Consider the following 11,971-nt stretch of genomic DNA (forward strand, 5'->3'; position numbering starts at 1 on the left):
TTGCCCGGTGAAGGTTTTGGCAGCAATGAGTGGCGGGGTCGACTCCGCGGTGGCGGCGGCGCGCGCGGTGGAGGCGGGGCACGAGGTCGTCGGCGTGCACCTCGCCCTGAGCCGCATGCCCGGAACCCTGCGCACCGGCAGCCGCGGCTGCTGCACCATCGAGGACTCGATGGACGCCCAGCGGGCCGCGAACATCATCGGCATCCCGTACTACGTCTGGGACTTCTCCGAGCGGTTCAAGCTCGACGTCGTCGACGACTTCATCGCCGAATACGCCGCCGGCCGCACCCCGAACCCCTGCATGCGCTGCAACGAGCGCATCAAGTTCGCCGCCCTGCTCGACAAGGCGATCGACCTCGGCTTCGACGCCGTCTGCACCGGCCACTATGCGAGCATCCAGACGGATGCCGCGGGGAACCGCGAACTGCACCGCGCGAGCGCCTGGGCGAAAGACCAGTCCTACGTGCTCGGCGTGCTGACCGCCGAGCAGCTCGAGCACTCGATGTTCCCGCTCGGCGAGACGCCGTCCAAGGCCGAGGTGCGTGCGGAGGCCGCCGAGCGCGGCTTCTCGGTCGCGACCAAGCCGGACTCCTACGACATCTGCTTCATTCCTGACGGCGACACCCGCGGCTGGCTCGCCGAGCGCGTCCCTGCATCCGCAGGCGACATCCTCGACCGCGAGGGCAACACCCTCGGCAGGCACGAGGGTGCCGCCGCGTTCACCGTCGGCCAGCGCAAGGGCCTCCAGATCGGCACGCCGGCCGCGGACGGCAAGCCGCGATTCGTGCTCGAGGTGCGCCCGATCACGAACACTGTCGTCGTCGGCCCGAAGGAGGCGCTCGCGATCGGCCTCATCGCCGGCTCGAAGTTCACCTGGACCGGCCTGGCGCCGGAGCACCCCGGGATCGCCTTCGACTGCGACGTGCAGATCCGCGCGCACGCCGACCCGGTGCCCGCCGTCGCGCAGGTCGTGAGTGTCCCGGTTCCGGCTAGCGCAGACTCGGCCGGCGCAGGAGCAACCGACGCAGGAGCAATCGAACTCGTGATCACGCCGCGCGAGCCCCTGACGGGCGTCGCCCCCGGCCAGACCGCGGTGCTCTACGTCGGCACCCGGGTGCTCGGCCAGTGCACGATCGACCGCACCGTGAGCGCCGTACCCGTGCCATCGGCTGCCGTTGAACCAGCCCCGGTCGCCGTTCCCGCCGCCCGTGCCTGACGCCGCGAGCGCCGCGCCCGACGACTCCACGCCGCCGGAGCTCCAGCGGGCCGCCGCCGAGGTCGCCGACCTCACCGCGAGCATCATCGACGCCAGGGACGCATACTACGAGCGCAACGAGGTCGTCATCTCCGACGCCGACTATGACGCGCTCGTCCGCCGGCTCGCGGTTCTCGAGGGTGAGTTTCCCGAGCTCGCGAGCCAGGACAGCCCCACCCAGACCGTCGGAGGCCGCGCCGAGACGAGCCTGTTCGCGCCCGTGCAGCACGCCGAGCGGATGCTGAGCCTCGACAACGTCTTCTCGGTCGAGGAATTCGAGGCGTGGGCCGCCAAGGTCGAGCGGGACGCCGGCCGCCCCGTCCACTACCTGTGCGAACTCAAGATCGACGGCCTCGCGATCAACCTCCGCTACGAGGACGGCGTGCTCGTCACCGCGGCGACCCGCGGCGACGGCGTCGTCGGCGAGGACGTCACCGAGAACATCCACTGGGTGCCCGGCATCCCCGAGCGACTGTCAGGCACCGGGCATCCGCCGCTGATGGAGGTACGCGGCGAGGTCTTCTTCCCCGTCGTCGCCTTCGCGGATCTCAATGCCCAGCAGGTCGCCGCCGGGGAACGTCCCTTCGCCAACCCGCGCAACGCCGCGGCCGGCTCGCTGCGCCAGAAGGCAGAGGGCAAGAGCCAGGAGGCCCTGCGCCTGATGCGCGCGAGGCTTGGCCGGCTGCGGATGCTCGTGCACGGCATCGGGGCCTGGGCCGATCCGCAGGCCGACGCCCAGTCCGCGGTCTACGGACTCCTGGCCGGCTGGGGACTGCCGACGAGCAGCTACTTCCGCGTCGAACCGGACGCGAGCGGGGCATCCGCCTTCATCGCGTACTACGGAGAGCACCGGGCGAGTGTGTCCCACGAGATCGACGGCATCGTGATCAAGGTCGACGAACTCGCCCTGCACGCCGAACTGGGCGCAACGAGCCGGGCGCCACGCTGGGCGATCGCATACAAGTACCCGCCGGAACAGGTGAACACCAAGCTGCTCGACATCGTCGTGAGCGTCGGCCGCACCGGCCGTGCCACCCCCTTCGCCGTGATGCAGAAGGTGCGGGTCGCGGGCTCCGAGGTGCGGCAGGCCACCCTGCACAACCAGGACGTCGTCAAGGCCAAGGGCGTGCTGATCGGCGATACCGTCGTGCTGCGGAAGGCCGGCGACGTGATCCCCGAGATTCTCGGCCCGGTCGTCGAACTGCGCGACGGCAGCGAACGCGCGTTCGTGATGCCGGCGAACTGTCCGGAGTGCGGCACCCCGCTCGCGCCGGCCAAGGAGGGCGACATCGACCTGCGCTGCCCGAACGCGCGCAGCTGCCCGGCCCAGGTGCGCGGGCGGGTCGAGCACATCGGTTCCCGCGGCGCGCTCGACATCGAGGTGCTCGGCGAGGTGGCCGCGGCCGCCCTCACCCAGCCGACCGTGCCGATCGAGCCGCCGCTGCGCACGGAAGCCGGCCTCTTCGACCTCACCCTCGACGACCTGACCCCGATCGAGGTGGTCGTGCGCGATGCCGAGACCGGGCTGCCCCGCGAGGAGGCAGACGGCACGAACCGGCTGCGCACCCCGTTCCGGCGGAACCCGACGGCTGCCGAGAAGCGGGCGGGCCTCACCGGTCCGCAGCCGTCCTCGAGTGCGATCAAGCTGCTCGCCGAGATCGAACTCGCCAAGACGAAACCGCTCTGGCGCCTGCTGGTGTCGCTCAACATCCGCCACGTCGGCCCCGTCGCCGCGCGCGCCCTCGCCGGCCATTTCGGCAGCCTCGACGGGATCCGAGCGGCGACGCGGGACGAGCTCGCCGAGGTCGACGGCGTCGGCGGCATCATCGCAGACGCCATCATCGACTGGTTCGAGGTGGACTGGCACCGCGACATCGTGGACCAGTGGACCGCCGCCGGCGTGCAGTTCCGGACGCCGGACCACCCGGGACCGGGCGCTGCCGCGGCCGCCGGGGGAGTGCTCACCGGGCTCACCGTCGTCGCGACCGGGTCGATCGAGGGCTTCACCAGGGAAGAAGCCCAGGAGGCGATCATCTCCGCTGGCGGAAAGAGCGCCTCGAGCGTGTCGAAGAACACCGACTTCGTGGCCGCCGGACCGGGCGCAGGTTCCAAGCTCACCAAGGCGGAGGCCCTCGGGCTGCGCATCCTCGACGCAGCGCAATTCCGGCTCCTCGTCACCGGAGGCCCCGCCGCGCTCGACGCGGCTGATGGCGCCGTCTCCGACGTGACCGGCGCCGACGTGACCGGCGCCGACGTGACAGAGGGTACGGTCACCGCACCGACCGACTGACGGGGCCGGACCGGTCACCGGTCAGTCCGGTTCGGGAGCCGTGAGGCGATCGACCCAGCCGAGGACCATCCGGTTGAAGAGGTCGACGTTCTCGATGCTCCAGACGTGGTGCATGCCGGGAGCGATCCAGGTGAGTGTCTGCGGGAGCCTGCTGCGCAATTCGGGAAAGCTGCGCCGCACCAGGCGGGACTCCTTTTCTCCAGCGACGGCGAGGAGCGGACCCCGGTAATCGCCGAGCGAATCCGGGCAGCCGCCCCGGTTGACGTCCGCGAACACGCGTGCCGCGTTGTCTGCGCGGATGCCCAGGCCGTGGCCGACGAACAGGTCGACGGCGTCGGCAGGCAATCCGAACGCCTTCGCCTGCGCCTTCCAGTACCAGGCCCTGTCCCACAGTCGCAGCTGGAGGGTGTTGAGGAACCGGGCAGCTCCATGGATGCCGGTCATGGGTGCGCCCGAGATCAGACAGGACTGGATCAGCTCCGGGTGCCGGGCCATCAAGTGCACGGCGACGAGGCCGCCGAGCGAAAGCCCGATCACGTGGGCGCTCCCGCCCCTGGCCTGGGAGCGGATGATCTCGGCAACGTCGTCAGCGGTGCGATCCAGCGAATGCCACTCTTCCCCCGACCGGGAGCCGAAGCCCGGCAGGTCCGGTGTGAGGATGTGCCGGTCCGGCATGCCCTCGACCTGCGGCTGCCAGGACCAGGAGGCGACGGTGCCGCCGTGCAGTAACACGATCGTCTCCGAGCCAGGGGCGTCTACGCCGTGCTCGAGCGGATACCCGGTCACCGTGAAGCCGTGACCAGGACGGATTCGGTTTCGTCCAGCCAGGCGAGTTCCGCCTCGGCGTGGACGATTCCGTTGCGGAGCGTGGCCCGGCGCAGGGCCTGGCCGATGGTTTCCGGTCGCCCGGGATCCCGGGCCTCGATGGTGGTCAGGCGCGCGAGCAGCCGGCTCGCTTCCTCCCTCCGCGCTCGGAGGAGTTCGCGGACGCCGTCGATTCCGAGCGCTCCGGCGAAGAAGATGCGCATCAGGAAGGACTCGTGCGGGGTCTCAGGTTCCAGCGGCGCCCTGAGCGCGGCGTCGAGGGCCGCGTGACCCGCCGAGGTGATCCGGTGTTCGCGCCGATCTGGCTTGCCGTCCTGGGCGATGACCGTGACCTCGGCGAGTCCGTCAGCGACCAGGCGGCTGAGCGTGCGATAGATCTGGGACTGGTCCGCAGACCAGAAATGAATGACGGATGCCTCGATCCTCTTATTGAGGTCGTACCCGGAGAGGGGCGAGAGCTCGAGCATCCCGAGCAAAGCAATGGTCAGTGACATGCCTATATAAGACCACGCATATATGCCCGCGCGCAATACCCGGTTTCACTGCCCGAATATTTGCACCCGGACCGGGGACAAAGTTCATCCCCAACGGGCGCATTCTTCGATACTCTAAAAGTGCAGGGTGTGCACTTGATACCGTGCCGATCCACCGCTCGGTGTTCGTGAGGGGACGTACCCAGGTTTGCTGTTAGGCGCGGCAATTCTTCTTGCATCCTCGCTGGTATTCAATGGGGCCAGCGAGGCCTTTCAGGTGCACGAATACGCGGTCGTGTCGAGCGACACCGACCTGGGACTGCAGCCCCTCGGCCTCGAACCGGTCGTATCGATCGACGGAGACGTCAACTCCCTCCGCTTCCTGCGCGGGTCGAGCCTCCTCGCCGGCCTTGCCCGGCTCTCGGTCGCAGACATCTCGAGCTTCGTGCTGGACTTCCCCGAACAGCTCGACTCCCTCCTCGCGGTTCCGCCGGCCGCGACAGAGGTCACCGGCTGGTGGACGTCCCTCGGCGGCACCGAACGCTCCTCCCTCATCGCCGCGGCACCCCGCCTCGTCGGCAACCTCGAGGGCATCCCGTTCCGGGAGCGTGGCCGGGCGAACGCCCGATACCTGAACGAGAGCATCACCGAGACCCAGCAGCGCCTCGCGGGCACGCTGAGCGACGACGACCGCACGAGCGCCACCCACGAGCTCGCCGTCCTCGACCAGGTGCGCACCGCACTCAGGCAAGCCGACGCGGGGCCGCGCCGCTCCCTGATCCTGCTCGACAGCACGGGCGGCGGTCGCGCGGCCATCGCGCTCGGCAATCCCGACACCGCCGACTACGTCGGCTTCCTCGTTCCCGGAATGAACTACACCGTCGAGGCCGAGATCGTGCACTGGACGGACACGGCGAACGACCTGTACATGGAACAGGAGAAGGTGCTCGCCGAACGCGCAGGCCAGGGCGCGGGCCAGGCGAATGCCAGCATCGCGACGGTCGCCTGGATCGGCTACGAGGTCCCCGACCTGTTCAGCGTCGGCGGCCTCGACAAGGCCATCGTCGGAGCCGACTTCCTCGAGAAGTCCTCCCTCGGCATCCGCTCGGACCGCGGGGGGCACCAGCCTTTCATCTCCGTCTACGCGCACTCCTACGGCTCGACCGTCGCGCTCACCGCCCTCGCCCGTGGCTCCTTCGATGTCGACGCCCTCGTGCTCGTCGGATCGCCGGGCAGCCAGATCCAGTCCGCGGCCAGCCTGCATGTGACGGGCGAGAACGTCTGGGTCGGCAAGGCCGACTGGGATCCGGCCGTCAACAGTGCCTTCTTCGGGAGTGACCCGGGGGCCGAATCGTACGGGGCGCATCCGCTCGGGGTCCGCGGTTCGACCGACCGGATCACCGGGGCCAGCCTCACGGCCTCGCTCGGCCACAACGCGTATTTCGAGCCAGGGAGCGAGTCGCTGCACAACATGGCGCTGATCGGAACGGACAACGCGGATTTGGTCACCAACGGCTCCGAATAGAATTGGGTATTCACCTCAACCACAATCGGAGCAACATGTCTGAAATCACGGCCGAGCAGGTTGCGCACTTGGCAAACCTCGCCCGGATCGACCTCAGCCCGGAGGAGATCACCCGCCTCACCGCCGAACTCGGCCAGATCGTGGACTCGGTGGCGAAGGTCGCCGAAGTCGCAACGCCCGAAGTTCCCGCGACGAGCCACCCGATGCCGTTGACCAACGTTTTCCGCGCCGACGTCGTCGTGCCGTCCCTGTCCGTCGAAGAAGCACTTTCCGGATCGACCGACCGCGACGGCGACAAATTCCGCGTGCCCGCGATCCTGGACGAGGAGTAACCATGACCGATCTCACCCGCCTCTCCGCCGCCGACCTTTCCATCCTCCTCACGAGCGGCGCCGTCAGCTCCGTCGAGGCGACGCAGGCCCACCTTGACCACATCGCGGCCGTCGACACCGACGTACACGCGTTCCTGCACGTGGCCGGGGCGAACGCCCTCGCCGCGGCCGCCGTCGTGGACGCCCAGCGCGCCGCCGGTGCCGTGCTCGGTCCGCTCGCGGGCGTGCCCATCGCCATCAAGGACGTGCTCGCGACGCGCGACATGCCCTCGACCGCCGGCTCGAAGATCCTCGAGGGCTGGATCCCGCCCTACGACGCCACGGTCGTGCGGCTCGTCCGCGAAGCCGGGCTGATCCCGCTCGGCAAGACCAACATGGACGAATTCGCGATGGGCTCGTCCACCGAGTTCTCCGCGTACGGCCCGACCCACAACCCCTGGGACCTCGACCGGATTCCCGGCGGCTCCGGCGGAGGATCCGCCGCAGCGGTGAGCGCGTTCGAAGCGCCCCTCGCCCTCGGCAGCGACACCGGCGGATCGATCCGCCAGCCCGCAGCCGTCACCGGATCCGTCGGAGTCAAGCCGACATACGGCGGAGTCTCCCGCTACGGTGCGATCGCCCTGGCCTCCTCGCTCGACCAGGTCGGACCGGTCAGCCGCACCGTCTACGACGCCGCGCTTCTGCACGACGTTCTCAGCGGCCACGACCCGCTCGACTCCACCTCGCTGACCGACCGCTGGCCTTCGATGGCCGCCGCCGCGATCGCGGGCCGGGTCGACGGTGCCCTCACCGGCGTCCGGATCGGTGTCGTCAAGGAGCTGTCCGGCCCCGGGTTCCAGCCCGGAGTCCTGCAGCGCTTCAACGAAACCCTCGCGATGCTCGTCGCAGCCGGCGCCGAGATCGAAGAGGTCAGTGCACCGAGCTTCGAATATGCCGTCGCCGCGTATTACCTGATCCTCCCCGCCGAGGCCTCGAGCAACCTCGCCCGCTTCGACTCGGTGCGTTTCGGCATCCGCGTGGACCCGGCAGAGGGACCGCTCACGAGCGAACGGGTCATGGCCGCGACGCGCGACGCCGGTTTCGGACCCGAGGTCAAGCGCCGGATCATCCTCGGCACCTACGCTCTGAGCGCCGGCTACTACGACGCGTACTACGGCAGCGCCCAGAAGGTGCGCACCCTGATCCAGCGCGACTTCGACGCCGCATTCGAGAAGGTCGACGTGTTGTTGTCCCCGAGCGCGCCGACCACGGCGTTCAAGTTCGGCGAGAAGATGGACGACCCGATGGCGATGTACCTCAACGACGTCACCACGATCCCGGCGAACCTCGCCGGCATCCCGGGAATGAGCCTGCCGATGGGCCTCGCGCCGGAGGACGGCCTGCCCGTCGGGCTGCAGGTCATGGCGCCCGCCAAGCAGGACGCCCGTCTGTACACCTTCGGTGCCGCCGTCGAGCAGCTGCTCGAAGCGCACTGGGGACACACCCTGCTCAGCCTTGCGCCGAAACTGGCACCCACACAAATGTTCGCGAGCGAAGGGGGAGCCGTCTGATGAAGAAGGCTGAACTGATGGATTACGACAAGGCCCTCGAACTGTTCGAGCCGGTGCTCGGCTTCGAGGTGCACGTCGAACTCAACACCAAGACCAAGATGTTCTGCGGCTGCGCCAACGAATTCGGCCAGGGTGCGAACACGAACACCTGCCCGACCTGCCTCGGACTCCCCGGCGGGCTCCCGCAGGTGAACGCGAAGGCGATCGAGTCGAGCATCCGCCTCGGGCTCGCCCTCGGCTGCGAGATCGCGGAATACTCGCGCTTCGCCCGCAAGAACTACTTCTACCCCGACACCGCGAAGAACTTCCAGACCTCCCAGTACGACGAGCCGATCGCGTTCAACGGGCAGCTCACGATCGAACTCGAGAGCGGCCGCCAGGTCACGATCGACATCGAACGCGCCCACATGGAAGACGACGCGGGCAAGCTCACCCACGTCGGCGGCGCGACCGGCCGGATCCAGGGCGCCGACTACTCGCTCGTCGACTACAACCGCGGCGGCGTGCCCCTCGTCGAGATCGTCACGCAGATGATCGAGGGCGGCGAGGCCGACTCTCCCGAGATCGGGCGCACCTACGTTGCGGCGATCCGCGAGATCGTCAAGGCGCTCGGCGTGTCCAACGCGCGGATGGAAGAGGGCAACGTGCGCTGCGACGCGAACGTGTCCCTGCGCCCGCGCGGCTCCGGAAAGCTCGGCACCCGCACGGAGACCAAGAACGTCAACTCGCTCCGCAGCGTCGAACGTGCCGTCCGTTACGAGATCCAGCGCCAGGCCGCACTCCTCGCCGCCGGCGGAACGATCACGCAGGAGACCCGGCACTGGCATGAGGACACCGGCATCACGTCCGCGGGCCGGCCCAAGTCCGACGCCGACGACTACCGCTACTTCCCGGAGCCCGACCTCGTCCCCGTCGCGCCCTCCCGCGCCTGGGTCGAAGAACTCCGCGCGACCCTGCCGGAGCCGCCCGCGGCACGCCGCAAGCGCCTCCAGGCCGACTGGGGCTTCGCCAACCTCGAGTTCCAGGACGTCGTCAACTCCGACCTGCTCGACGCTGTCGAGGCCACCGTCGCAGCCGGCGCATCCGCCCAGTCCTCCCGCAAGTGGTGGACCGGCGAGGTCGCCAGGCTCGCGAACGTCGCCGGCGTCTCCGCTGACTCCCTGGTCGAGCCGGTGCAGCTCGCCGCTCTGATCGAACTGGTCACCGCGGGAACGCTGACCGACCGCCTGGCCCGCCAGGTGCTCGAGGGCGTCATCGCCGGCGAAGGCACCCCGCTCGAAGTCGTGGAGATCCGCGGTCTTGCCGTCGTTTCCGACGACGGCCCGCTCATCGAGGCCATCGACCTCGCTCTCGCCTCCCAGCCCGACGTGCTCGCGAAGATCCGCGACGGCAAGGTCCAGGCGGCCGGCGCCGTGATCGGTGCCGTCATGAAGGCCATGCGCGGACAAGCGGATGCCGCACGGGTACGGGAACTTGTCCTCGAAAGGGCAGGAACGGCCGAGTAATGGCCCTCTGGAAGCGACGCGAGCCCGCACCGGACGGGCCCGCGAGCCGAGCCGTTTTCGGCGTCGGGATGCAGGTTCTGGTGCGGCTCGACCGGAGCCGCTACCCGGAGTCGATGGTCGAAGACCCCATCGGCGTCATCGTCGGGGCCGGGGACACCGACGGCGCAGCCCTCTACGCCCCTGTCTCCGGTCGGGAGGCGATCTGGACCGTGCAGTTCGACGAACCGTTCTACGGGCTCGACGGCTCGGGCCCGCACGAGTCAGCCCGGGTCGCCCAGACCTCCCTCGAACCGGCCCCGGAAGCGTGATTGCGATGAGCGCAGCCCAGGAACGTCCCGATTCCCCGAGCGCTGAGACCACGGCGACCCCCGCTGACATTCGTCGCTGGCGCCAGTACCTCGCCGATGAACGCGCGGAGGCCGCGGTCTACCGCGACCTCGCCTCCCGCCGGACCGGTGAGGAGAAGGAGATCCTGCTCGCCCTCGCCGAGGCGGAAGCCCGCCACGAGGCGCACTGGCGGGACCTGCTCGGCGACCAGGCCGGCCCGCCGAAACGTGGAGCCGTGCGCACCCGGTTCCTCGGGTTCCTCGCGAGACGATTCGGTTCCGTCTTCGTGCTCGCGCTCGCCCAGCGGGCGGAAGCGCGCTCGCCATACGATTCCGACGTGGACGCGACGAAGACGATGGCGGCCGACGAACGCATCCACGAGGAGGTCGTGCGCGGGCTCGCCGCCCGGGGCCGCCAGCGCCTCGCCGGATCGTTCCGCGCCGCCGTGTTCGGCATCAACGACGGCCTCGTCTCCAACCTCGCCCTCGTGCTCGGTATCGGCGCGACCGGCGTCCCCGCCGCGACCATCCTGTTCACGGGCATCGCCGGCCTGCTCGCCGGCGCCCTGTCGATGGGTGCGGGTGAGTACGTCTCGGTGCGGTCGCAGCGGGAGTTGCTCGAGGCATCCACCCCCCAGGCGACCGCGCGCACGGTGCTCTCGCACCTCGACCTCGCAGCCAACGAGCTCACCCTCGTCTACCGGGCGCAAGGCATGGCGGCGGACGAGGCCGAGGCGCAGGCGCACGAGGTGCTGCGCACGCTGACCATGGCGACCGGACCGGTTTCGGTTGCCGCCCCGGTCCAGGGCGCCGACATCGCGCACGGGGCTCTCGACCCCGCGACGGACGAGCACGAGGCGATCGGAACCGGCTGGGGTGCCGCGTCCTCGAGCTTCTGCTTCTTCGCCTCCGGCGCCATCCTCCCTGTGCTGCCCTACCTGTTCGGCCTCGAGGGGCTTGCGGCGATCGTGGTCGCGTCCGTGCTCGTCGGGCTCGCCCTCCTTGCGACGGGCGCGATTGTCGGCCTGCTTTCCGGCGGGCCGCCGCTCCGGCGTGCGCTCCGCCAGCTGCTGATCGGCTTCGCGGCAGCCGGGGTCACCTACGTGCTCGGCCTGCTCTTCGGCACCTCGCTCGGGTAGCGCCTTCTGGAGCGATCTACGGGCGGGGTGTCGGGGCTTCGAGCCGCGACGGACGTTACACAGTCCATCCAGGATGAACGGAGTCTCACCGCTCGTCGGCGGTGTTGGCGTCTGCTGCCTCGGGTCTGCACCCGGTGTCGAATTCAGGAGATTCTTGGTGTCGGGTGGGATCGGCCGCACTGGTCCGCGGACCGGAGTTGCCCGCCCGGGAGGATCTCCTGAATTCGGAACCACGGGCAGGAGAATCAACCGTCTTCAGGTATGAAACTCGGAATGAGAAGCCCACAATTATGTGAGTAAGTCTCGTCTTTGTGTTCTATTCGGCGTAGAATCGGGGTATGGCAGGAGCTACGGATCCCCAGTCACACACCCCGCAGACACCCGGTTCCGGGGCCGCGGGGGACCAGCCCACCGTGGGTGCCGAGGGTTTCGAGGGCGCGGAGGGTCTGGTCGGCTCGGTGCCGTCGGTGCATGCGGATGCTGTCGCCCGGCTCGCCGAGGCGCAGGCGGTTCTCGCCGATGCCCTGGCGGCGATCCCGGTGGGGCTGCTCAGCGACAGAGAAGCGGTGACGGCGCTGAGCACCGTGGAGGCGATCGGTCGGACGGTGGATGCGGCCCGGGTGAGCACCGCGACGGATGTGGACCGGCGGGCTCGGGTTTTGGGCCGGGAGGGCCTGGCCTGGCGGATGGGCTGCACGGGCCCGTGGGATGTCCTCACCCGGGTGACGCGGGTGTCGGCCCGGGAGGTGAA

Annotated in this window: 11 protein-coding genes; 9 read left to right on the top strand and 2 right to left on the bottom strand. The window is 69.5% G+C overall.

The window, feature by feature from the left end:
- The first annotated feature begins 7 nt into the window (after nucleotides 1-7).
- Nucleotides 8-1,216, top strand: a complete 1,209-nt coding sequence (gene mnmA / locus QN357_RS04005; RefSeq protein ID WP_322135702.1) for a tRNA 2-thiouridine(34) synthase MnmA — start codon at nucleotides 8-10, stop codon at nucleotides 1,214-1,216.
- On the top strand, nucleotides 1,209-3,545 hold the full coding sequence (gene ligA, locus QN357_RS04010; RefSeq protein WP_322140840.1) for an NAD-dependent DNA ligase LigA: 2,337 nt from the start codon (nucleotides 1,209-1,211) through the stop codon (nucleotides 3,543-3,545). The genes mnmA and ligA overlap by 8 nt, the downstream gene beginning before the upstream one ends.
- 21 nt (nucleotides 3,546-3,566) lie before the next feature.
- Here the strand turns inward: ligA and QN357_RS04015 are convergent, their stop codons facing one another.
- Both QN357_RS04015 and QN357_RS04020 read right to left on the bottom strand, forming a co-directional pair.
- Complete coding sequence (locus tag QN357_RS04015; RefSeq protein WP_322135703.1) at nucleotides 3,567-4,331, bottom strand: alpha/beta hydrolase; 765 nt, start codon at nucleotides 4,329-4,331, stop codon at nucleotides 3,567-3,569.
- The gene (locus tag QN357_RS04020; RefSeq protein ID WP_322135704.1) at nucleotides 4,328-4,864 is read right to left on the bottom strand and encodes a PadR family transcriptional regulator; all 537 of its coding nucleotides are present in this window, start codon (nucleotides 4,862-4,864) and stop codon (nucleotides 4,328-4,330) included. Before QN357_RS04020 ends, QN357_RS04015 begins: the two co-directional genes overlap by 4 nt.
- A gap of 256 nt (nucleotides 4,865-5,120) precedes the next feature.
- Here QN357_RS04020 and QN357_RS04025 point away from each other — a divergent pair, with 256 nt between their 5' ends.
- The 7 genes from QN357_RS04025 to QN357_RS04055 form a co-directional block, all read left to right on the top strand.
- Nucleotides 5,121-6,368, top strand: coding sequence for an alpha/beta hydrolase (locus tag QN357_RS04025; RefSeq protein ID WP_166787315.1), 1,248 nt, complete (start codon nucleotides 5,121-5,123; stop codon nucleotides 6,366-6,368).
- Between the two features lie 35 nt (nucleotides 6,369-6,403).
- Nucleotides 6,404-6,700, top strand: a complete 297-nt coding sequence (gene gatC / locus QN357_RS04030; RefSeq protein ID WP_134447662.1) for an Asp-tRNA(Asn)/Glu-tRNA(Gln) amidotransferase subunit GatC — start codon at nucleotides 6,404-6,406, stop codon at nucleotides 6,698-6,700.
- A gap of 2 nt (nucleotides 6,701-6,702) precedes the next feature.
- Nucleotides 6,703-8,250: an Asp-tRNA(Asn)/Glu-tRNA(Gln) amidotransferase subunit GatA gene (gatA, locus tag QN357_RS04035; RefSeq protein WP_134447664.1), complete on the top strand. Its 1,548-nt coding sequence runs from the start codon at nucleotides 6,703-6,705 to the stop codon at nucleotides 8,248-8,250.
- Nucleotides 8,250-9,755 (top strand): Asp-tRNA(Asn)/Glu-tRNA(Gln) amidotransferase subunit GatB, encoded by a 1,506-nt coding sequence (gene gatB / locus QN357_RS04040; protein ID WP_134447666.1) that lies wholly within the window; start codon nucleotides 8,250-8,252, stop codon nucleotides 9,753-9,755. Before gatA ends, gatB begins: the two co-directional genes overlap by 1 nt.
- On the top strand, nucleotides 9,755-10,063 hold the full coding sequence (locus tag QN357_RS04045; RefSeq protein ID WP_134447668.1) for a hypothetical protein: 309 nt from the start codon (nucleotides 9,755-9,757) through the stop codon (nucleotides 10,061-10,063). Before gatB ends, QN357_RS04045 begins: the two co-directional genes overlap by 1 nt.
- Nucleotides 10,064-10,068: 5 nt before the next feature.
- Entirely contained in the window at nucleotides 10,069-11,220 is a 1,152-nt protein-coding gene (locus tag QN357_RS04050) for a VIT1/CCC1 transporter family protein (RefSeq protein ID WP_134447670.1), read from the top strand.
- A 338-nt stretch (nucleotides 11,221-11,558) separates the two neighbouring features.
- A partial coding sequence (locus QN357_RS04055) for a hypothetical protein (RefSeq protein ID WP_323504576.1) occupies nucleotides 11,559-11,971 on the top strand: 413 nt, incomplete at its 3' end.

The sequence above is a fragment of the Cryobacterium sp. RTC2.1 genome (genome assembly GCF_035018685.1).
GTDB classification, from domain to species: domain Bacteria; phylum Actinomycetota; class Actinomycetes; order Actinomycetales; family Microbacteriaceae; genus Cryobacterium; species Cryobacterium glucosi.